General features: G+C 40.9%; 19 protein-coding genes and 2 tRNA genes. 16 read left to right on the top strand and 5 right to left on the bottom strand.

Translation table 11 applies throughout. From position 1 onward, the window contains the following. Positions 1-196 precede the first annotated feature (196 nt). The 14 genes from tpiA to KZA12_RS08305 all read left to right on the top strand — a co-directional run bounded on the left by tpiA (position 197) and on the right by KZA12_RS08305 (position 15,123). Complete coding sequence (gene tpiA, locus KZA12_RS08370) at positions 197-1,003, top strand: triose-phosphate isomerase (RefSeq protein ID WP_218689921.1); 807 nt, start codon at positions 197-199, stop codon at positions 1,001-1,003. Positions 1,004-1,356: 353 nt separating this feature from the next. Next, positions 1,357-1,665, top strand: a complete 309-nt coding sequence (secG, locus tag KZA12_RS08365; protein ID WP_201617119.1) for a preprotein translocase subunit SecG — start codon at positions 1,357-1,359, stop codon at positions 1,663-1,665. A 275-nt stretch (positions 1,666-1,940) separates the two neighbouring features. After that, positions 1,941-2,025: transfer RNA gene (locus KZA12_RS08360), tRNA-Leu, on the top strand. 123 nt (positions 2,026-2,148) lie between these two features. Beyond that, positions 2,149-2,225 (top strand) — tRNA-Met (locus KZA12_RS08355). A 386-nt stretch (positions 2,226-2,611) separates the two neighbouring features. Then, entirely contained in the window at positions 2,612-3,127 is a 516-nt protein-coding gene (gene rimP / locus KZA12_RS08350; protein ID WP_201623457.1) for a ribosome maturation factor RimP, read from the top strand. Between the two features lie 296 nt (positions 3,128-3,423). After that, entirely contained in the window at positions 3,424-4,908 is a 1,485-nt protein-coding gene (gene nusA / locus KZA12_RS08345; RefSeq protein ID WP_201623458.1) for a transcription termination factor NusA, read from the top strand. A 150-nt stretch (positions 4,909-5,058) separates the two neighbouring features. Further along, complete coding sequence (gene infB / locus KZA12_RS08340; RefSeq protein ID WP_218689920.1) at positions 5,059-7,791, top strand: translation initiation factor IF-2; 2,733 nt, start codon at positions 5,059-5,061, stop codon at positions 7,789-7,791. A gap of 172 nt (positions 7,792-7,963) precedes the next feature. After that, positions 7,964-8,368 carry a ribosome-binding factor A gene (locus tag KZA12_RS08335; protein WP_201623460.1) on the top strand — a complete coding sequence of 135 codons (405 nt, stop codon included), beginning with the start codon at positions 7,964-7,966 and terminating at the stop codon, positions 8,366-8,368. A 32-nt stretch (positions 8,369-8,400) separates the two neighbouring features. After that, on the top strand, positions 8,401-9,468 hold the full coding sequence (gene truB / locus KZA12_RS08330) for a tRNA pseudouridine(55) synthase TruB (RefSeq protein WP_218689919.1): 1,068 nt from the start codon (positions 8,401-8,403) through the stop codon (positions 9,466-9,468). 392 nt (positions 9,469-9,860) lie between these two features. Beyond that, complete coding sequence (locus tag KZA12_RS08325; RefSeq protein ID WP_218689918.1) at positions 9,861-10,022, top strand: hypothetical protein; 162 nt, start codon at positions 9,861-9,863, stop codon at positions 10,020-10,022. A 195-nt stretch (positions 10,023-10,217) separates the two neighbouring features. Continuing rightward, the gene (locus KZA12_RS08320; protein WP_201623463.1) at positions 10,218-10,391 is read left to right on the top strand and encodes a hypothetical protein; all 174 of its coding nucleotides are present in this window, start codon (positions 10,218-10,220) and stop codon (positions 10,389-10,391) included. Between the two features lie 514 nt (positions 10,392-10,905). Beyond that, complete coding sequence (rpsO, locus tag KZA12_RS08315) at positions 10,906-11,172, top strand: 30S ribosomal protein S15 (protein WP_201623464.1); 267 nt, start codon at positions 10,906-10,908, stop codon at positions 11,170-11,172. 483 nt (positions 11,173-11,655) lie between these two features. Further along, positions 11,656-13,770, top strand: coding sequence for a polyribonucleotide nucleotidyltransferase (gene pnp, locus KZA12_RS08310; RefSeq protein WP_201623465.1), 2,115 nt, complete (start codon positions 11,656-11,658; stop codon positions 13,768-13,770). Positions 13,771-14,202: 432 nt separating this feature from the next. Further along, positions 14,203-15,123 (top strand): glutaminase, encoded by a 921-nt coding sequence (locus KZA12_RS08305; RefSeq protein WP_218689917.1) that lies wholly within the window; start codon positions 14,203-14,205, stop codon positions 15,121-15,123. A 225-nt stretch (positions 15,124-15,348) separates the two neighbouring features. Here KZA12_RS08305 and KZA12_RS08300 read toward each other — a convergent pair whose 3' ends face one another. Both KZA12_RS08300 and KZA12_RS08295 read right to left on the bottom strand, forming a co-directional pair. After that, complete coding sequence (locus KZA12_RS08300; RefSeq protein WP_218689916.1) at positions 15,349-16,524, bottom strand: FAD-dependent oxidoreductase; 1,176 nt, start codon at positions 16,522-16,524, stop codon at positions 15,349-15,351. Positions 16,525-16,594: 70 nt separating this feature from the next. After that, positions 16,595-17,275, bottom strand: coding sequence for a cupin domain-containing protein (locus tag KZA12_RS08295; RefSeq protein ID WP_218689915.1), 681 nt, complete (start codon positions 17,273-17,275; stop codon positions 16,595-16,597). A gap of 263 nt (positions 17,276-17,538) precedes the next feature. Between KZA12_RS08295 and KZA12_RS08290 the strand changes: the two genes are divergently transcribed. Beyond that, complete coding sequence (locus tag KZA12_RS08290) at positions 17,539-18,522, top strand: LysR substrate-binding domain-containing protein (protein ID WP_218689914.1); 984 nt, start codon at positions 17,539-17,541, stop codon at positions 18,520-18,522. A gap of 846 nt (positions 18,523-19,368) precedes the next feature. Next, positions 19,369-19,863, top strand: a complete 495-nt coding sequence (locus KZA12_RS08285) for a DNA polymerase (RefSeq protein ID WP_218689913.1) — start codon at positions 19,369-19,371, stop codon at positions 19,861-19,863. 131 nt (positions 19,864-19,994) lie between these two features. Here the strand turns inward: KZA12_RS08285 and KZA12_RS08280 are convergent, their stop codons facing one another. From KZA12_RS08280 to KZA12_RS08270, 3 genes are all read right to left on the bottom strand, one after another. Further along, complete coding sequence (locus KZA12_RS08280; RefSeq protein WP_218689912.1) at positions 19,995-20,276, bottom strand: DUF503 domain-containing protein; 282 nt, start codon at positions 20,274-20,276, stop codon at positions 19,995-19,997. A gap of 279 nt (positions 20,277-20,555) precedes the next feature. Beyond that, positions 20,556-20,915, bottom strand: a complete 360-nt coding sequence (locus tag KZA12_RS08275; RefSeq protein WP_373416607.1) for a DUF3817 domain-containing protein — start codon at positions 20,913-20,915, stop codon at positions 20,556-20,558. A 295-nt stretch (positions 20,916-21,210) separates the two neighbouring features. Next, the gene (locus tag KZA12_RS08270; RefSeq protein WP_218689910.1) at positions 21,211-21,855 is read right to left on the bottom strand and encodes a hypothetical protein; all 645 of its coding nucleotides are present in this window, start codon (positions 21,853-21,855) and stop codon (positions 21,211-21,213) included. Positions 21,856-21,915: the final 60 nt, after the last annotated feature.

Here is a 21,915-nt window from a genome sequence, read left to right as displayed (position 1 = left end):
GTAGAGTGATTCATACTAAAAACTTAATCACCGCTGACGACTGCTAATCACCGCTAATAACCCTTAACCACCTTACAAACAACTGAGTTATATCTCGGCATCATTACACTAGGCTATAGCAGTTGATAAATATTTGTTATACTGGCGCGCATATAGGTCAAATCGACGATGATACGTGACAGAAGGTAGATGAGTGATGCAAGCTTGGGTAATTGGAAACTGGAAGCAAAATCCGGCCACGAATAATGATGTTAATAAGCTATTAGACAGCCTATTAGCTGTAAACGATACTGCCTCTACTAGCACAGCACAATGCCAACTGATGGTCGCGCCTAGTTGTGTGCATCTTGCCACAGTCAGTGCACGCTTGCAGGGTACGTCGATGTTATGTGCGGCACAAAATATTAGTGCTCACAGCGATAGTACTGGTGCTTATACTGGCGATTGCTCAGCGCAGCAAGTCGCTGATGCTGGTGCTACATGGACAATATTGGGACACTCAGAGCGTCGTCAATATCATCAAGAAGCCAATGACACCCTTATAAGTAAACTCTGTCATGCGCTTACGCAAAATTTAGGTGCTGTGTTTTGCGTGGGTGAGACTCAAGAACAGTATGACGCGCAACAGACTTTTGCAGTGCTGGATGAGCAATTAGCGGTCGTCAAAGACTTACTAACACAGCCAGTGTTGCAAGGTGACTCAGCGCTAAGCTTAGCTGACAGATTAATCATTGCCTATGAACCAGTTTGGGCGATAGGCACAGGTAAAGTGCCTACGGTTGCTGAAGTGACAGCTACCCATGCCTATATTAAGCAAACCTTAGCAAGTTTTGATACTAGCCTACCTGAGTTTGCGGTATTATATGGCGGTAGTGTTAATGCAGATAATGCTGATAGTTTTGCTACTAGCCCTATGATTAATGGGGCACTAGTCGGTGGTGCTGCATTGAAATCTGACAGTTTTATGGCAATCGCTGCCGCCTTCAATCGCGCTAAAGCCTAAGTTACTCATTTCAATGAATAACACCCAATTGGAGTACGGTTACCTAAGTTAGGTGATTGCGCAATAATAAGTCGATAAAAGTCACTTTAATAGTACCCTTGCAATCGTGTACAATGCGCCTTATTTAAACAACCTAGTTTTTAGCAAGCCTAACTCTTATAAAGGATAGCTTGTAGGAACTATGTTTTTTTATAGAATCTAGTGCTATAAGGGTTTTTTATGGGCTTAGGTTTATTAGCGTTAAAATTTGCTTAGCTGCTAACTGGGTTTTTAACAAGCTTAGCTCGCTGTTATTATCAATTGAAGATTTAATTTCCGTTATCAGTCGTCATCAGGCGGCAAAAGAGGCCAGCATGTTTACGTTTATATTAGCCCTGCACATCATAGTGGCGATTGCCATGATTGGCTTGATTTTGATTCAGCATGGTAAAGGGGCAGACGCTGGGGCTTCTTTTGGGGCAGGTTCCTCGGGTACCGTATTCGGTGCTGCTGGTACTGCAAACTTTTTGACTCGCGCTACTGCGGTGTTAACAGTAGTGTTTTTTATTACTAGTATGACCTTAGCTGTGCATGCTCGTAAACAAGCAGAAGATCAGTTTCGCTTAGATGCCCCAGTGTCAGCGCCACAGACCCCACGTCCACTCACTCAGAATCCACAGTAATTAACGTGCTTGGCTTAGCTTATACAAGCATTGGACAGTATTGAATTAGGCTTTATCCTAAAGTTACGGTCATTTTTGTTGAAAGCCTTGCTATTTCGCCAAGTTCGTTTTACAATGCCCTCCTGTTTTCAGAGCTCAGCAGCTAGGATTACTATAGAAGCGTATATAATATTACTTTCACTTCTATATGATTCGATGTCATCCTCATGACAGTGTTTGCAGCTGATACCTACTCTAAAAGCAGTTAGCATATTTTACACAGTACTTAGCAGTAAGCGATTGTGGTGGAATTGGTAGACACGCCATCTTGAGGGGGTGGTGGCGAAAGCTGTGGGGGTTCAAGTCCCCCCAATCGCACCAAGTTTTGACGTAGCATAGCGTCAATAAAGGCAGTAAATTGATAGAAGCGTTAGTTTAAAAGTTTATTTAAAATAAACGTTGACACTTCTATAAAAACTACCTATAATATGCATTCTAAATTGTTGCGGGGTGGAGCAGTCTGGTAGCTCGTCGGGCTCATAACCCGAAGGTCGTTGGTTCAAATCCAGCCCCCGCTACCACTTTTTTTAATACTGATTGTTGTACACTAAATTCTCAGTGTAAATTAGCCCACCATCATGTTTGTGGGTTTTTTTGTATCTGTTAGTCTGTATTACCGCGGTATCTATCTACTTATGCTAAGCTCTAAACCCATAGAGCTCGATGATCCTCGCTGTAGCGTAGTGAGTCGACCATAGCATTCAACTCTCTTTCGATTACTTACCGCATGAGTCATTTTTTATTATAAACTATCTGTTGTAAACTTTTAAACGAGCGCAATATACAATAGAAGTAGGCTAATAAAAGACATAATTGCGCTAAAAAATAGTTAATCAAAGACAGTAATGTTAAATAAGCTAGATTAAGCGATTAGATTAATAAGCAAATAGGAAAATATAAATAAATTATGAAACTTTCGACTAAAGTTGCAGAGTTAACTAATATTATTGCTCCAGCAGTAGCGGCATGCGATGTCGCACTATGGGGCGTAGAGTTTGTACCGCAAGGCCGTCGCTCATTACTGCGTATCTATATTGAAGCTTTGCCTGAAGAGCAAGCGGAAGATAAGCAAGTAACTATCGAAAACTGTGCTGCGGTAAATCATCAAGTCAGTGGGATCCTAGAAGTTCACGATCCTATCGCTGGTGAGTATATTTTAGAAGTATCTTCACCTGGTTTTGATCGGGCGTTTTTCTCAGAAGAGCAAATGCGTGGCTATATTGGTGAAAATGTCAGCTTACGTTTGATACAAGCCATAGGCGAAGGCGATAAGAAGCGCCGCAAAGTCACTGGTAAGCTTGACAGTATGGATAGCTCATCACTACAGCTTACCGCTACTGATAACGAAACATTCGAAATTGACTTTAGTAATATTGACAAAGCCAATTTGATTTTTGAAGATACACCCTTTATCAATGCCTAATGCTAGTTTCTGAGAGATTCGGTTAATTAGTAATAGTTATACTATTACTGCTTAACGGAGTACTTCGGCTTAAACAGTAAGTATTAGCGTTACCTTATAAGATTAGAAGGATGTTAGCTGAGCAATTCTCTAGCTAATTCCTATTGCACAGCTATATAGGTATTAATAAATAATTTATAGCAGTAGTTTAAAGTATTATAAATTGCTAAATAGCCTAGGGCTTGCGGTAACCATATAACGTTAGTACATAAATTATAAAATCTAAGCCAATTATAAAATGATAGGACGGGCATAGTATGAGTCGTGAAATTTTAACGGTAGTAGAAACCGTCAGTAATGAAAAGGGCTTAAATCCTGAAGATATCTTTGAAGCTATAGAAGACGCTTTAGTGGTTTCTACTAAGAAAAAAGTATACACCGAACAGCCAGAAGTAGCAGTACGTGTAGCGATTAACCGTGAAACTGGTGACTATGATACTTATCGTTACTGGACAGTAGTGGCTGATGAAGATCATGAGATGCCTGCTTGCCAATTAGCTATTACTGATCTTGATCAAGAGCAATGGTCAATTGGTGATGTTAAAGAAGAGCAAATCGAATCGATCGAATTTGGTCGTATTGCCGCTACTCAAGCTAAGCAAGTTATCATTCAAAAAATCCGTGAAGCCGAACGTGCTCTAGTAGCAGATGCTTTTGAGCCACGTGTTGGCGAAATGATGTACGGCGAAGTCAAAAAACAAACCCGAGATGGTTATATTGTTGACTTAGGTGATAATGCTGAAGGCTATCTATCGCGCGATCAAATGTTGCCGCGTGAACAGCTACGAGTAAAATCACGTATTAACGCTATTCTTTATCATGTGAATCGTGAAAACCGCGGCGCGCAGTTACTGTTATCGCGTACTCATCCTGAAATGCTATCCGCTTTAATGCAAAAAGAAGTACCTGAGATTGCTGAGCAGATTATTGAGATTCGTAATGTCGCTCGTCTGCCTGGTACTCGTGCTAAAATATCAGTGAAAACCAACGATCATCGTATTGATCCAGTTGGTGCTTGTATTGGTATGCGTGGTACTCGTATTCAAGCAGTACAGCAAGAGCTTGATGGTGAGCGTATTGATGTCGTAGTTTGGTCAGATGATCCTGCACAATTTATCATTAGCTCGCTTGAGCCTGCTGATGTTAGTAGTATCATTTTAGATGAAGATACCAAGACTGCTGATATCGTCTTTAGTACTAATGATCAGTTAGCTCGTGCTATTGGCTCACAAGGCCAAAACGTTCGTCTAGCTTCTGAGCTGACTGGTTATAAGCTCAATATGATGCTAGAAGAAGAATATCAACAGCGTCAAAGAAATGAAACTAAAGCCTTTATCGATCTATTCTATGAACGTTTAGAAGTAGATCAAGATTTAGCACAAGCATTAGTCGATATCGGTTTTACTAGCATTGAAGAAGTCGCTTATGTACCAGTCGACACTTTTTATGATATTGATGGCCTAGATGATGAAGCTATCGATATGATTCAAGAACGTGCTAAAGAAGTCGTTATAGCTGACGAGTTAGTTAAACAACAGAACATGAAAGAGCCTAGTCAAGAACTACAAGATCTTGAAGGTATGACAGTAAGTTGGGCCTATAAAATGGCGCAAAAAGATATCATTACCGTTGATGATTTAGCTGAGCAAGCGGTATTTGATTTAGAAGATATTGAAGGCTTAGATACTGAAACAGCCGGCAAGCTCATCATGAAGGCTCGGGAATCTTGGTTCAATGAATAGGCGCTAACTGCATATCGCTGTCTTTTGGTGGTATGCTAGCGATTATTAAAAGCCAATAAAGGGTAAAACCAATATTAGCTTTAGCGCAATCATTTGTAGCCAACAACTGAATTGAACATATAGCAAACAATAGACAGTAGGTGATAATAAATGGCAGATAAGACCGTCAAAGAACTGGCAGATATGGTAGGCAAAACCGCTAGTGCTGTACAACAGCAACTACAGGATGCTGGGCTGCCCGCTCGAAACGAAGGTGATCCAGTCACTGAAGTTGAGCAAGAGAAGCTGGTGGCGTATTTAAAGCAAAGTCATGGTCAGCAAGACAAGCGTCGTATTAGTCTAAAATCTAAAACGACTAGTACTGCTCGCGTGACTGGCTCTTCAGGCAAATCTAAGAGTGTCAATGTTGAAGTACGTAAAAAGAAAGTCTTTGATAAGCCTGATCCAGAGAAGATGGCTGAAGAATTAGCTGCGCGTGAACAAGCGATGATTGAGTCGCAAACTCGTGCCGCTAAAGACTTAGAAGAGCGCTCTGAAGCTAAGAGAAAGTCTGAAGAACGTCAAGCTGCTACTTTAGCTGCTATGCGTACTAGTCTTGGTTCTAGCAAAAGCTCATCAGGCAAAAGTGCGAAAGTTGCTAACTCTTCAGTAGTAGTCAAAAAAGGTGGCAAAGCTACCGTTGAGATTATTACTAAAGAAAAAGAGAAAGAGAAGAAAAAAGTAGCAGCTACTAAGCCAAAAGTTGAAACAGCTATTGAGCGTAAAGTTCGTGAGACCCGCGAAGTAGAAGAAAATCGTTTGCGTCAAATCGAAACAGAAACTCGTCAAGCGCAAGCTAAAGAGGCGCAAAAGCGCACTCTTGAGCAGATGCGTAAAATGGCTGGAAAATACACTGATCAGCCAGTTGCTGAAGTTCGTAAAGATGAACCATTGGCCGAAGGTCTAGTGGGTGATGCGCTAGAAGAGTCGTTCGAAAAAGAGCGTCGCGAAATCAAGCGTGGAGCCAACAGTACTGGTGCTCGTGGTCGTCGTCGTAAGAACCAAGATGAGCGTGAGATCAAAAACCGTAAGAACGGTTTGCGTTCAGCGCAAGCAGGTCAGCATAAATTTGAAAAACCAGTCGAAAAAATTATCTATGACGTTGAGATTAGCGAACAAATTGCTGTAGCAGATCTAGCGCAGCGTATGGCCGTTAAAGCTCGCGAAGTTACTAAATTGCTTATGAAAATGGGCGAGATTGTTACTGATTCAGATACTATTGATCAAGCGACAGCCAGTCTAATTGTAGAAGAGATGGGTCATAACCCAGTCTTAGTAAGCGATACTAAAGTTGAAGATGATTTACATGATGCCGTTGATGAGCGTAGCAGTAACGTACAAACACGCCCACCAGTCGTTACTATCATGGGTCATGTCGATCACGGTAAAACTTCATTACTAGATAAAATTCGTGAAACCAAAGTCGCCACTGGCGAAGCTGGCGGTATTACTCAGCACATCGGTGCTTATCATGTAAAAACCAATCGCGGTGTTATTACTTTCCTTGATACCCCAGGTCACGCCGCCTTTAGTGCGATGCGTTCACGTGGTGCACAAGCGACAGACATCGTCGTATTAGTAGTTGCCGCTGATGATGGCATGATGCCACAGACTGAAGAAGCTATTGATCACGCCCGTGCTGCTGGTACGCCGATTATCGTAGCTATTAACAAGATGGATAAGCCTAGTGCTGATCCAGATCGTGTATTAAATGAATTGACTGCTAAGCAAGTAGTTTCAGAAGAGTGGGGCGGCGATACTCCAATGGCCCGTATCTCAGCCAAGACTGGTGAAGGTATTGATGAGCTATTAGAATATATCAGCTTAACCGCTGAGCTAATGGAGCTTGAAGCGCCATTAGATGGAGCTGCGCAAGGTGTGGTTATTGAATCAAGACTTGAAAAAGGTCGTGGTCCGGTAGCTAGCGTACTAGTCAAAAAAGGTACTCTGAAACAAGGCGATTTAGTATTAGCCGGTGAGTATTATGGCCGTGTACGTGCCATGGTTGATGAACACGGTAAACGTATTCAGACCGCAGGTCCTTCTATCCCTGTTGAGATCTTAGGATTACCTGATACCCCTGCAGCTGGTAGCGAGTTCTTAGTCGTAACTGATGAGAAAAAAGCCCGCGAAGTGGCAGATTTTAGAGCCAATCGTGAGCGTGAGCAGCAACTTGATCGTCAGAACAAAATGCGCTTAGAGAGTATGTTTGAGCAAATGGAACAAGGTGATGTGTCGTTCTTGAACATCGTGCTAAAAACCGATGTTCGTGGTTCGCTAGAAGCATTACTATCAGCCTTAAATGACTTGTCTACTGATGAAGTCAAAGTCAGAGTTATCAGTTCAGGTGTTGGTCCAATCTCTGAATCTGATGTTAGTCTCGCTGAATCTAGCGAAGCGGTATTATTAGGCTTCAACGTTCGTGCCGATACTACTGCACGCCGTAAAGCAGATGCTGCTGATATGGATATTCGTTATTACAGCGTTATCTATGGCTTAATTGACGATGTTAAAGCAGCTATGAGTGGTCTATTGGCACCAGAGCATCGCGAGAAGATTTTAGGTGTTGCGGATGTTCGTGAAGTGTTCCGCTCTAGTAAATTCGGTGCGGCTGCTGGTTGTATGGTGGTCGAAGGTACGATCTATCGTAACAAACCTATCCGTGTACTACGTAATGACCAAGTTATTTTCACCGGTCAATTACAATCATTACGTCGTTATAAAGAAGACGTTAATGAAGTACGTACTGGTATGGAATGTGGTCTAGCGGTTCGTGGTTATGACGTAGAAGCGGGCGATAAGATTGAAGTCTTTGAGATTCAAGAAGTCGAACGTACTATCTAAACCGACTGCTTAAGCATGCTATAAGCCTAATCCGCTGAATATACATCGCATTGCTTACTAATATCATGATGTATATAGGCCTAACAGGTTAATCCTGCTAGGCCTTTTTTATGGTCACTTAACCCTTTATAGTATTAGCAATAATAAAACTTATTAGAATTAGGATAATAAAATGAATCAACGTCTACAACGCTTAGCTGATCAAATCCAGCGTGAACTCGCTGTGCTTATTCGTGATGAAGTCAATGATCCACGCTTGACTGGTTTCGTCACTATTTCTAGTGTAAAAGTTAGTCCCGATCTTGGCTATGCTGATGTCTATGTCACTATCATGGAACCTGGTCTTAATGACTCTATGACTATCACTAATCATGAAGAAAGTGTGAAAGTCCTTAATAATGCAGCTGGATTTTTGCGTACTGAGTTGAGTCATAGTCTCAAAACTCGTACTACGCCACGTCTGCGTTTTCATTATGATGAAGTCACTGCTCGTGGTAACTATATGATGGATCTAATCAGTAAGGCCGTTACTAAAACGGAGCAAAACGAAACTGATGAGCAAGAAACACAAGAGTAAATATTAGAGTACCCTTAAGAGCAAAAACTATTATGTCTACAGTCTCTAACAAAGTTGATCAGCCGCAAGCTGCTAAACAGCCAGTCGGTAAGCAAAAGGTATCTGGGGTAATCTTAATCGATAAACCTATAGGTATGACTTCGCAGCAAGTAGTATCCAAGGTCAAGTATCTGTTTAAGTCAGCCAGTCATGACAGCAAAAAAGCTGGTCATACTGGCACCCTTGATCCAATGGCTACTGGCTTGCTACCTATTTGCTTAGGAGAGGCGACTAAATTTAGTCATTATCAGTTAGATGCTGATAAGGGCTATCAAGCCACTATATTATTAGGTAGCCAGACAGATACCGGTGACGCTGATGGCAAAGTAACCGCTGAAATGGCTGTTGCGGAGATTGATGAAGCCCAGCTAAATAATATCGCTAAGCAGTTTATGGGAGCACAGCAGCAAATCCCACCGATGTACTCTGCATTAAAAAAAGATGGCAAAAAGCTTTATGAATATGCCCGTGCAGGTATAGAAGTTGAGCGGCCACCTAGAGATATTATTATCAAGGCACTAACTTTGACAGTGCTTGATCCGCAACATCTGCAACTGACGGTTACTTGTACTAAAGGCACTTATGTTCGAGTATTAGGTGAAGATATCGCCAAAGCGCTAGGCACTTTAGGGCATTTGGTTACACTAAGACGCTTACAAGTGGGTAAGTTCTCTATTGCGCAAGCCATGAGCTTGCCAGAGTTAGAGCAATTGGCATTGGATGAAAGGTTTGAACAGTTATTAGCGATCGATGCGTGTGTCGATATTGATGCTGAACTAATTTTGGACTCTGAGCAATGCGAGCGCATAAAGATGGGTCAGCGTCTAAACGTCATTGAGCAGTTGACCCCCACCTTACAACAATATATTTCTAGTAATATCCAGCAGGGCGTGCAGCTAACTGATGCAGTTACTACAGATATAGAAGCAGACAATGCTGATGTTGCAGAGTATGAATTGGCTGTTGATATTCGTTTAATCGATGATAACCATCAATTCTTAGGTCTAGGAGCGGTCAGTCTTAATGGACGCCTGCAGCCTAAAAAGATTATTCATCGCTAATCGGTAGCTATAGTTAACCTAATCGCTATACCTTTTACTAGGGTATTACACTAGTCACATAACGTCACATTTAATTGCAGGTTTCACCTATGGTGGAATCTGCTTTTTTTATATATTTATTGAGTAAGCTAAGAATAATTAAGTAAGCTAAGAATAATCAAGTAGGCTAAGAAAAAGCTAATTAATAAAAGCGTAACTCACTTCAAGAGTTAACAACATAAATAGTGATTATCCATTGATTAAAAAGTGAGCATTAGTTATAAACCTTCGAACCGTAAAATGTTTTTAGAGCTGCATCTTAAATTAACATTTAGTTAAGTTGGATTTTTATAGCTATGCTTTTTATATCAGCATTTTGATAACAAGAATTTCCCAATAATAAGGAATTTACTATGGCACAGTCTAATCCAAACGATACCAAACTTGAGCAACAACGTTCTGCTGCTGCTGAAGCTTCGTTAAAGAATCAAACAGAAGGTAACTCTACTGAAGATAGCGAAGCGGCGGCAGATCGTATCGCTGAAAATGCTAAAGACAGTAAACAAGAAAAGTAACAGTTAACTTTTATAGTACTAAAGATGCTAACTATGATGGTTAGCATTTTTAGTATTAGCCTTACGATCATTCGATCATTTATAGTTCCTTCATAAATAGTTCCTTCATAAGTTGTAGGATCTAATAGCTAGTCACTAACCCTTATTTATGAGCTATTTAGGTCATTACAATTTTAATGGATTAGGAGAGTTCAGATGAACAAGCCTCAAAAAGATATGGATCAGCAAGAGCAACAAATACAGCGATTAGCTGATGATATTGACCCTAGTGGAGACATCGCTCCTGATAGTCTTGCTGAAGCAACAACTGCTCCTTTAAGCGATGATGCATTAGGTGGCAATGCTACTGAAGATGATGTTAAAAAATAATAGTGACTTAATTTTTCAGTTATTTAGTCTTAATTGCAATAAATATTTAAAGCTTATGATGGGTAGTGAGTAGTTGCCACTTTATTATTTGCATGCATTAATTCATACTATAGTTAGACGTTTATTTAAATTTTAGATAGTTTTTTTAGCCTAAAGCTATAGTCTATATGACCTTATTAAGCTTACTAATAGTGCTAACAATACGGTTGCTAGTAGTGTGTTATTGACTAAAGGGCTACTAAAAGTATTAGTGAAAACTACTGTTAGTTGAGTGGTTTTTTGCTATACTTGCGCCAAGTTACGGTAAGCGTTTTATAATAGTTGTCAGTATAATATTGTCACTATGAGAAACGTTTGCTGAGCTCACAAACAGCGTTTACGGTTCACTAGGTCAACTCTAGTAATGCAGGGTTATCCTGAATGGACAGTAAGCTATTTTTATTACCCTATTGTTCTACAACTATTCAAATAAATTGAAAATCTTGTAGAGCCTTTAGCATTGCTGGAGAAATTTATGTTAACTAATACTGATCGCGAAGCTATCATTGCCCAATACCAACGTGGCGAAAACGATACTGGATCCCCTGAAGTACAAGTTGCTTTATTAAGCGCGCGTATTAACGATCTACAAAACCATTTTAAAGCTCACAAAGCGGATCATCATAGCCGTCGTGGTCTTATTCGTATGGTTAATACTCGTCGTAAATTACTTGATTACTTAAAAGGTAAAGATTTAGGTCGTTATAGTACTTTGATCAGCCAATTAGGTCTACGTCGTTAATTCAACGCCTGTTGAATAAAAGAGTAGGGCGTCGATAATACTTAAGGTAAATTATGTTGTTATTGATGCCAGATAGTAGCTATTAGTAATTTAAAAACGGTGTGGAATAGTTTCACGCCGTTTTTTTATGGATATTCGATTATCGAACATTATTCAACTATCTCAGAAAAATAACTCATATATGCAGTTTTGCAATTAATTGGTCAAGGGCTATAAATCCCTGTAAAATAGGCCACGATATAGAAGTTATAAGCATAGCAATAGGTATTATAGTTGCCTACAGCAAAACAGAATATAGTACTAGATAGCCCTATATAGTCCTACGTAGATATATACAGACATAGATGTGGTAGCGATGACCCTTAGCTCTTTGGTGATTGTCCTACAGTAATTAGCACATAATAATGAACTTTTAACGACTAATAACAGACTATTCATAGCGCTGTTGTTATTTTAGTCAGTCAACATTAGGAAAAAACTTATATGACAATGTTTAATACTATTACTCGCGAATTCCAGTACGGCGATCAACTAGTCGTTTTAGAAACTGGTCGCATAGCGCGTCAAGCTAACTCTATTATGGTTCATATGGGCGGCGTTTCTGTCCTAGTAGCAGCAGTGGTAAAATCTGAAGCTAGAGAAGGTCAGAACTTCTTTCCATTAACCGTTAACTATCAAGAAAAAATGTATGCCGCTGGTAAGATTCCAGGTGCTTATGGCAAACGCGAAGGTCGTGCGAGTGAATTCGAGACTTTAACCTCACGTCTAATTGACCGTCCTATTCGTCCATTATTCCCAGAAGGTTATTTGAACGAAATTCAGATTACCGCTACTGTTGTATCATCAGACAAGACTCAAAACGCTGATATCGCTGCTCTAATCGGTGCTTCAGCTGCATTAGCTATTTCTGATGCGCCATTCAATGGTCCTGTCGCTGGTGCACGTGTAGGCTTTATCAATGGCGAATACGTTCTTAACCCAACTATCGAGCAGCTAAAAGAAAGTGATCTTGACTTGATCGTTGCTGGTACAAAATCTGCAGTATTGATGGTTGAATCTGAAGCGGCAGAACTATCAGAAGATCAAATGTTGGGTGCGGTATTATATGGCCATCAACAACAGCAAATCGTTATTGATAACATCATCTCATTAGCAGCAGAAGTCGGTACTGCTAAACAACAATTCACTGCGCCTAAGCATGATGAAGCGTTAGAGAAAGGTATGAAAGAGCAGTTCGGCGCGCAAGTTGCTGACGCTTATACCCTTACTGATAAGCAACAGCGTTACGCTAAACTTGACGAAGTTAGACAAGCCGCTATCGATGCGCTTGCTGGTGATGCTGAGTCAGACAGTTATAGTAGCAACGTGTCTGAGCTTAAAGAAATCTATAACGATCTAAAATATCGTACCGTCCGTGACAATATCCTGTCTGGTAAGCCACGTATCGATGGTCGTGATCTAGAAACTGTTCGCGCTATTGATGTGCAAGTAGGGGTATTGCCGTTCACTCATGGTTCAGCACTATTCACTCGTGGTGAGACCCAAGCGTTGGTAACTACTACTCTAGGTAACAGCCGTGACGTCAACATGATTGACTCGTTAGCGGGTACTATTCGTGACCATTTCATGCTGCATTATAACTTCCCGCATTTCTCAGTAGGTGAGACTGGTCGTGAAGGTATCCCTAAACGTCGCGAAATCGGTCATGGTCGTCTAGCACGCCGTGGTGTACAAGCGATGCTTCCAGATAGCGAACGCTTCCCGTATGTCATCCGTGTAGTATCAGAAATCACTGAATCAAACGGTTCGTCGTCTATGGCTTCTGTTTGTGGCGCAAGTTTGGCATTGATGGACGCTGGCGTACCAATCAAAGCACCAGTAGCTGGTATTGCGATGGGTCTAGTAAAAGAAGGCGAACGCTTTGCAGTATTGTCTGATATCTTAGGTGATGAAGATCATCTTGGTGATATGGACTTTAAAGTAGCCGGTTCAAAAGACGGTATCACTGCTTTACAGATGGATATCAAAATCGAAGGGATTACTCCAGACATCATGGAGCAAGCGCTTAAGCAAGCTCATGCTGGTCGTATTCATATCTTAGAGGCGATGAATAAAGTATTGCCTGAAAGCCGCACTGAAATCAATGCTCATGCGCCTAACTATGCAGTTATCCAAATAAATCCGGACAAAATCCGTGAAGTTATCGGTAAAGGCGGCGCAACTATCCGTCAGCTAACTGAAGAAACTGGTGCGGTTATTGATATTGATGACGGCGGTACTATCCGTATCTTTGGTGAAAACAAAGCGGCTACTAAAGCGGCTATCGGCAAAATCGAAGCTTTGACTGCTGAAGTTGAAGTAGGTAAAACTTACGAAGGTACTGTTGCTCGTATCGTTGATTTCGGTGCGTTCATTAACGTCTTACCAAATACGGATGGTTTAGTACATATCTCACAAATCGCTGAAGAGCGTGTAGAGAATGTTTCTGATTATCTAAAAGAAGGTCAAAAGGTTAATGTATTCGTACAAGACGTTGATAACCGTGGTCGCATTAAGTTGACTATGAAAGGTATTGATCAGGGTTCAACTGCTGAGTAAATGCTTTAGTCTGATATAAAAAACCGCTCTGAGCTGTTAGTTAATAGCACTCAGGGCGGTTTTTTTTGTTGTTATTTTTAGGTGATAAATTTTAGTATAGGCATGTTATTTGCGCAGGAGTTTTTAGCTATAGTAATACTCTTGAGAATTTTTTAATAAAACCTTCTTTTAAATGATGTAGGTTGAGGATCGCAAGATTCGCCTAACCAATATCTGAGTATTCCATAATAATGACAGGTGCCTTACCCTCAGAAGCATGAAGGTATCTCTTTAGTGGCATGTTGTCATAGAATGTGCAGTCTGCAAAAGCTGCTATGCGATTGAGCTCAACCTATCCTAATAAAAATATAATTTTTCTATTATTAAGCCCTTTTATTCAGTTAAAATCATTATTTTTCAATCACGCCTTAGAGATACGGTTACCCAACTAATATGCAAAAGATTCTTGATGATATTGCTGCCCAAATGGCGGCTGAAACAGATCGTGGAGAAGTGGCGGATTACATCCCGCAACTGGCGCATGTGGATCTAAACCAGTTTGGTATTGCAGTAGCGACACCTGACGGAAAAGTATATGCAGCAGGTGATGCCAGTACATTATTTTCGATCCAAAGTATCTCTAAGGTGTTTACTTTAACCATTGCTCTTGGCAAGTTAGGTGATGCGCTTTGGACCCATGTTGGCCGTGAGCCATCTGGCGACCCGTTTAACTCGATCACCATCTTGGAGTACGAATCTGGGCGACCGCGTAATCCATTTATCAATGCTGGGGCGATTGCAGTGGTAGATGCAATTATGATGGGGCATGAGCCAAAAGAGATATTGGGTGAGATTCTACAGTTTGTGCACTTTATTACAGACGATGATTCAATCCGTTTTGACCATAAAGTAGCGGCGTCTGAAATGGAGCACAGAGATCGAAATGCGGCATTAGCCCATTTTATGAAAGCCTTTGGCCATCTAAAGCACGACGTCGACAAAGTCCTAGGGGTTTATTTCCATCAATGTTCGATTGCGATGAGCTGCCAGCAGTTAGCTTGTGCTGGTCGCTTTTTGATGTCTAATGGTGTCAATCAACATACAGGGATGAGCGTAATCAATCCACAACGCTCTCGACGGATCAATTCGTTGATGATGATGTGCGGTCATTATGATGGCTCTGGTGAGTTTGCCTACCGTGTTGGCCTACCGGGTAAAAGTGGTGTTGGTGGCGGTATTTTGACCATAGCCCCAGGTAAAGGCTCAATCGCAGTATGGTCACCAGGGCTTGATCCTGTAGGAAACTCCAAACTTGGACTAAAGGCGTTAGAACTGCTAGTACAAAAAACTGGCTGGTCGGTGTTTTCAAATTAACAGCTGGCAGTTCAGTTAGGTCAAAGGTCTTAGTGCTCGTAAGCTGCGCCCACTCTATAAGACAGTCGATATAAGATAAAAAGTTCAATCTAAGGGTAGACAGCTTGGTCATAAACCCGCTATCAGTGCGTACAGCACAGCCTGTAAAAGCTAAGCCAATTAGTCGCCTTTAATGGCATGTTTGGCTTTGGTTTTACCTAGAAACTACCAGCTATCAACTATTAGCTAGAGATCATTAGCTAAAGAAGCGGGCAAACTCTGTACGGCTACACTGGCAGCTTCAATAGCACCAGCGGTATAACCGGGGAACTGTTGTGACCACTCACTACCGATAGCAGTCAAGCACGCTGCCCAAACTCCCGATGCTGCTTTGCAAGCAGGAGCTGAGGCATGTTGACCATCGCCATTAGCATCAGCAGTAGTGGCGGTGAATGGGTCTTGCGACCAATCTTTAAAATACTCTGCCTTCGGTGAGTCTGCTGCTGCGCCAAACAGTCGTACTAATTGAGCACGGCAATGTGCCTTTAGCACTGCTTCACAGATGCTTTGACGTACAGCTGATGGCAGCACGCCAAGGAAGCCAAATAATGCGCCATTACCGTCTATTATGGAAGCATCATGAATTTCAACTAGTGGCCCTAATGCGCTGCGAGCTTCCCCTGATAGTCCTTGCTTGCGCCAGAAGGGCGTATCGTAAACGGCAAAGTATTTCGCATGAGGGGCCATCCAAGTAGCCGTGTTGCGCCATTGGCTTGCTAGCTCTATCGGTAACGCTGGGGTGAACTCTATACTGTCTTCTACCAAGCGCGGTGGTAGCGCCAGCAGCACCTGTTGAGCTTGCCAAGTGGTCAGTTGCCCAAACGAGTTTTCACTGACAATCTCAATATATTCCGTAGTTTTGTTTAGCCGACGGACTATTTGATTAGTAATTATACTCGTGCTATCTAAGCGGCTATATAAAGCATTAATCAGCGCTGCCATGCCGCCTTTTAGGCGCATTGAGGGCGATGAGCTCTTATAACCTTGGCTACGCATGGGCGGCTCATCAGCAGCGTGCTCGACCATCATGTCACCCTCTTCAAACTGAGCAAAGCTTGGTAGCTGTAGCTCATCGATAAGACTACCTAACTGCTGCTGAAAGTCAGGCCAAAACCAAGATGGGCCCAAATCAAAGCTGTCAGTACTGTTGATTAATGCTAATTCTGCTGCATTAGAGTCGGAGTGCTCAGCAGTTAATAGCTCAGTGGGTGTTTGTTGTTGAGACTGAGTAGTGACAATACGACCTCCCAGAGTAGGCCGAGCTTCTAACAGGATATACTCAATACCTTTTCGTTGTAATAATAGTGCTGCATATAAACCACTTAAACCACCGCCTACAATCGCTACGGGTACATTTTTCATCTCAAGATTTCCTTAACTAAAGCTTTAGTTAATAACTAACACTTTTAAAAATTATTGTAGGTTAAATCTACTAGCCTTGAAGATCAAAACCTTTTATATCGGCTAAATGTCCGGTCTTCAGATAGATCGTGACACCATTGCCACCAGCAGTGATGGTTGAGAGTTCAGCTACTGGTAAGCGCAGCCAACTGCCTGGTTGATAAGTCTGACCATCCTCAATCAACTCGCCCTCTAACACTAATAATTCTGCACCTGCTACTATCTCACTGGTGAATAGCAGTTGATTTGCATCCAGCTTTTGCAAGCTCACTTGTTCACTATTATCTGAGAACAAAGGACAGACTTGACCACTATTTTGCTGCTGCCAGTTTGCTGGATCCTGAGTATTGATGGCCACAGGCTGATCTTCAGCTGTAGACATCTGCCAGAGTTTAACAAAAATAACCGCACCTTCACGACTATAAGGCCTATGACCTGAGGTTGGTGGATTGCGCAGATACCAGCCAGCTGGATAATCGGTATCATCAGCAGAAAAAGTGCCAGATAGCACCAAAATCTCCTCGCCACCAGGATGTAAATGATGGGGAAAATAAGAATCGGGGGCATAGCGCACAATACTAGTAGCACGGGCTTTTTCGGCACCCACGCGGTCAAGCATAACGCGTTCAACGCCATTCTGTGGGGAATCAATCCAGCGGTAGTCTTCAAAGGCTAACGCTGCACGTTGTAAAAAATCGGCATTAATAAGCATAAGGTTGTCCCAAAATAAGGTGGAAAGTGACAAATTAGCGTTAGGGCAATTGCCAGCTCTGTCATTTTATAAGTAGAAGCTAGATACTTTTAAGCTAGATGCTATCTCAAAATCAGCGTCTAAATCAGCGTCTAAAAATAGTAGCTGACGAAAAGGTATAAATACTGTGCTCGAATGGTCAACTTATCCTAAATTATCTACTGATTTACTTGTACTGACAAATCAGATAATATTTATGGCTTTAAGAGAAAATGTTTATCGCTATGACAAATCTTGTTCATTTAAATGCCTTGCGTGCTTTAGAAGCTAGTGCGCGTTATCAAAGCTTCTCTGCCGCTGCTGAGGAATTAAAAGTCACACCTGCTGCAGTGGGTCAGCTGGTACGTACTCTAGAGCAATGGGTAGGGGCACCGTTGTTTTATAGGAAAACTAGTGGCAAAGCTCGATTGATAGCTACTGAAAATACTAAATTAGCTCTACCTGATATTAGGGCAGGCTTAGATAAGTTAGGGTTGGGGCTAGACAAGTTGCAGGCTGGATCAGATAGCGGGGTACTTACCGTAACTGTAAGTCCAGCCTTTGCTGCTAAATGGTTATTGCCACGTATCGATAGTTTTCAGAGCAGCTGGCCAGATATCGATATGCGTTTAGATATTAGCGCTAAATCAGCTGATTTTGCCCTGCAAGCTGTTGATATAGGAGTGCGCTACGGAGCAGGGGATTGGTCAGGATTGATAAGCGAGAAGTTAATGACAGAAGATGTGTATCCTGTCTGTTCCCCACAACTATTAAAGCAGACTGGCGGGGTAGATTTAACGCAACAAACGCTCATTCATGACTTATCAATGACTGATTACAGTGGCTTGCCTTCATGGGATGAGTGGCTTAAAAAAGCAGCTTTAACAGCAGTAGGCTTAACGGAGATAGATACCTCTCGTGGTATGCAAATTAATAATTCTGCAGCAGTGCTGCAAGCCGTTATTAATGGACATGGGGTAGCGCTGGCTCGTAGTGTTATGGCCCGTGATGATTTGGCGACTGGCCGCTTAGTTCGACTATTCCCTGAGATTGAGTTTGTCTCTTCACTTGCTTATTACGTGGTCTATCGTCCTGAAAGCGCTAGCATAGTCAAGCTACAAGCATTTCGTGATTGGTTGTTTACGCAGGCTTCAACTGATGATAGCTTTGAAATAATTAAGAATGTCGATAATGCTGGTGGCATTGAGCAAGTGATAAAAAATATTTAACAGAATTAAAAAGCGGTTACATCAATGTATGAGGAGGTTCTGATAGGTTAAATAATAGACTGCTTTGCTTTGCTTTGTTGAAGGGGATGCTCTTTTAATTGTGTACTGTTGCCTGACGATTAAAAAATAGCTCTGATTTGTAGGGTTAGCTAACGCAAATTTCACTTAACTGACTAGCTTAGCAACTTACCATTAGTCTTACCGTTCATCTATCCGACCAAGGGTAATTGATTGATTACCTAAAAATCAATATGATGTAGGTCATTCAATAGTTATTGAATAACCTGAGGAGTAGTTTATAAAGATCGAAGGGTTTGTAGTTCAAGCAATAGCGACCTGCTTATTAATCATTGCATTAACAGCTGCCATCATAATTAGATTAAATTTGTATCATTTTTCGGTTATATAGCAAAAATAAATAGACAGATCAAAGCCTTAGTAGGGCTTTTTTTTATGCCTAAAATTAATTTTAGCGGCTGAGTGAATAGATGAGCGGTCAGCGGTAGATTATCATGAAGCTAAGCTTTTGCTGGTAATTGGCCCGGCTAAAGAAACTAATAGCTAGTTAGCCAATGACTTTGGTGGCTACTTAGATAGATAGATAGATAGTTATTTTCCTCAGCAATACTACAGCAGTCATGAACGTTATAAATAACTATTATCGCAGCTGACCTCTGTGCGGTTTACTTACTGTACAATTTAAACGATGATAGCTATAGAGGGAGAATGGTTTATGGCAACAACATCTAGTTTTTTGCGTGCAGTGCTTACTCGCTTAGTGGTTAGCTCAATGCTTTTCCTCAGTCATTAGCTCGGTTTATTAGCCATAATATAAGAGTAAACTCTATGAAGAAACCAATTATGATTTTGGCTATTGTGTTTTTAGGCCAGAGCACTATTGTCAATGCCACAACTGACTGGAGCCCGTATTTAAAACCAATGCTGTTAGGGTGTGATTATCCTGATCCAACGGATAAGTTACCGACCCATTATAAAGCATCGATTATAAATAAGAAGATAAAAGGCAATGAAAACAATGAGTTTGAAGAAATACTAACTACTTATACCTTAAAAAATGCCACTACGTTTGGCTACCCTTTGGCAAAAGTTGAATATCTACAAGGACAAGAGTGGAGTCACTTAAAGTTATATTTTAAAGATAGTAAATTTACAGCGTTACGTCGGCAATTTAAATTACCAGAACTTAATAAAGATCCAGATTTAATCGCCAAAGTTATTAGCAATAGCCTTGAGGGCTACGAAGTAGATGATGGTGTAGGCAGTTTAGTATTAAAACTTGATAGAGCAGAGAAAAGCATCAGTTGTTTTTGGGGGCACTAACTATTTATGAGCAAAGGTACGTTAGCTATTAGCTCTGTCACAGTGATTTATGGCATTCAGTAGCTACTATCCGTAATACTAGCTAGCCGTGCAATACGAATTGGCAAAATAGCATTTTATCCGACAAAAAATTATAAAAACTCTCGTGTTATATTCATGATACGTCCATCTACCGTGCGCTGTATTTTTTCTTCAATTTGACTACATAACGACTCAATCTTGTTTTTAGAAGTTGCTACTATCACTAAGGTCCATTCACTAGCCTCGTGCTTATCAAGTTCACCGCTCTCACAAATTGCCACTGCTGGATTACGTCCAAAGCGCTCATGTAGGCCACCCATACGTTGGCGTTTTTCTTTTAAAGAGCCACACCCCGGTAAAGAAAAACTTATAGTCAAAATACCGATATGCATATTAGTCTCCTCGATATAGTAGGGCTGCACTTACTATCTGCTGGTTGAAAGTCTGCTACCTCAGTCGATAGCTTTAGTTTAAAAGTAACTATAAAAGTATTAGCCTATACACAAAATGGTTATTTAGCAGCAGAAATTATATAGGCGCTATTGTATACACCATAGTTTCAAGGTAATTCTCTATTAAATTTTTTACTCTATCAAGCTCGTTATGCTTGTTGACTATATAAGAGGCCTAAATTACCAGTAGCAGGGCTTGATAAGTCATCCTTTCTTATTCTATTTTCTGATTTCAATACTTTTCTTTAAGCTATCTTTTAGTAAGTAATCGAATATAAATGGACCAAAAGGCAATAACGATCCAAGTACGCCTGCAGGCACAGCCCAAAGTGGCATTTTAATTTTGCTAGTGACTAATAGCAGTATTAACAGATAGGCTATGAATAATATACCATGGGTCATACCAGTATATTTGACCGCTTCGGGAATGCCCATCATATATTTTAACGGCATGGCGATGCCGAGTAATAATAAGTAAGAACTGCCTTCTAAATAGCCCATGATAGTGAGTCTTTTCAATGCAGCATCTTGTTGTTTTGTGAGAGGGGGTAGGGGTTGAATAGTTGGCTGAGCCTCTATCACTTTATGTTCCTTTTGCGACTAGTAAGTTTAATGAGATCTTAACCATTATACTGATTTTTGCCAACGTAGATTACCGCTGTGATGGTAGTCACTTGCACTCAGCAGCGAACTATTCCTCATTTTGCTAGCAGTATCAATAAATGATCATATAACCAACTAGCGCTACTGCTAAATAGCCAAATCCTAGAGCATAAAAAATCCAATGCCAAACGTTTAGTTCAAACGTCTAACATTGGATTAGTAGCATGATAAGCGATTAGTAGCATGATAAGCGAACTAAATAACTCTATAATTATTTATCTAGTTTATCGATCATACCTTGGTATTTTTCTTTTTTGCTAGCAATTTTTTCGCGTTGCTCTTCGGCGGTAGCTACTAAATTTTTAGCGACTTCTAAGCTCTTATCAAAAGCTGCTAGTTCAAAATCAACAGCGTCTAGCAGTTTGCCAAGAGTCATAGCAGCTGCTTTTTCAGTAACATCATGGGTTATGTCAGCAGCTTCAGACTTAAAGTCGTCTTTTAGCTTAGAGGCCCATTGATAGATACCCGCCATAGTTATACCAGATTTATCATCTTCAGAAGACTTGTCTTTTTTACTAGCTTTGTCTTTTTTATCAGACTTATCATCTTTATCAGACTTTTCTTCTTTGCTAGATTTGTCATCTTTTTTAGACTTACTGTCCTTGTCAGACTTATCGTCTTTTTCTTCTTTACTAGGCTTCTCAGAACTAGTCTTCTCAGACTTATCGTCTTTTTTATCAGATTTTTCAGAATCTGTGTTAACTTCGTAGTCTTTATCAGCATTATAATCTTCGAAATCACCGTCTTCATAGACCACAGTATCGTCTTTTACCACTTCTACAGCCGTTACAGCATCGTTGTTAATAGATTTCTTTTCGTTTTTGGCATTATTGTTATTAGAATCATTGTTTGACATTACGGCTTCCCTTTACTTAAGTTTTGGTTAACAGACATTTAATCTCAGTCTTGCTTGAGG

The sequence above is a fragment of the Psychrobacter sp. BF1 genome, from assembly GCF_019279065.1.
GTDB lineage: Bacteria > Pseudomonadota > Gammaproteobacteria > Pseudomonadales > Moraxellaceae > Psychrobacter > Psychrobacter urativorans.
Note: the sequence above shows the minus strand (reverse complement) of the source record. Positions and strands in the feature narration are given on the sequence as shown.

Coding starts and splice junctions, on each gene's coding strand:
- tpiA (WP_218689921.1), top strand. CDS start 197: ATGCAAGCTTGGGTAATTGGAAACTGGAAGCAAAATCCGGCCACGAAT.
- secG (WP_201617119.1), top strand. CDS start 1,357: ATGTTTACGTTTATATTAGCCCTGCACATCATAGTGGCGATTGCCATG.
- rimP (WP_201623457.1), top strand. CDS start 2,612: ATGAAACTTTCGACTAAAGTTGCAGAGTTAACTAATATTATTGCTCCA.
- nusA (WP_201623458.1), top strand. CDS start 3,424: ATGAGTCGTGAAATTTTAACGGTAGTAGAAACCGTCAGTAATGAAAAG.
- infB (WP_218689920.1), top strand. CDS start 5,059: ATGGCAGATAAGACCGTCAAAGAACTGGCAGATATGGTAGGCAAAACC.
- KZA12_RS08335 (WP_201623460.1), top strand. CDS start 7,964: ATGAATCAACGTCTACAACGCTTAGCTGATCAAATCCAGCGTGAACTC.
- truB (WP_218689919.1), top strand. CDS start 8,401: ATGTCTACAGTCTCTAACAAAGTTGATCAGCCGCAAGCTGCTAAACAG.
- KZA12_RS08325 (WP_218689918.1), top strand. CDS start 9,861: ATGGCACAGTCTAATCCAAACGATACCAAACTTGAGCAACAACGTTCT.
- KZA12_RS08320 (WP_201623463.1), top strand. CDS start 10,218: ATGAACAAGCCTCAAAAAGATATGGATCAGCAAGAGCAACAAATACAG.
- rpsO (WP_201623464.1), top strand. CDS start 10,906: ATGTTAACTAATACTGATCGCGAAGCTATCATTGCCCAATACCAACGT.
- pnp (WP_201623465.1), top strand. CDS start 11,656: ATGACAATGTTTAATACTATTACTCGCGAATTCCAGTACGGCGATCAA.
- KZA12_RS08305 (WP_218689917.1), top strand. CDS start 14,203: ATGCAAAAGATTCTTGATGATATTGCTGCCCAAATGGCGGCTGAAACA.
- KZA12_RS08300 (WP_218689916.1), bottom strand. CDS start 16,524: ATGAAAAATGTACCCGTAGCGATTGTAGGCGGTGGTTTAAGTGGTTTA.
- KZA12_RS08295 (WP_218689915.1), bottom strand. CDS start 17,275: ATGCTTATTAATGCCGATTTTTTACAACGTGCAGCGTTAGCCTTTGAA.
- KZA12_RS08290 (WP_218689914.1), top strand. CDS start 17,539: ATGACAAATCTTGTTCATTTAAATGCCTTGCGTGCTTTAGAAGCTAGT.
- KZA12_RS08285 (WP_218689913.1), top strand. CDS start 19,369: ATGAAGAAACCAATTATGATTTTGGCTATTGTGTTTTTAGGCCAGAGC.
- KZA12_RS08280 (WP_218689912.1), bottom strand. CDS start 20,276: ATGCATATCGGTATTTTGACTATAAGTTTTTCTTTACCGGGGTGTGGC.
- KZA12_RS08270 (WP_218689910.1), bottom strand. CDS start 21,855: ATGTCAAACAATGATTCTAATAACAATAATGCCAAAAACGAAAAGAAA.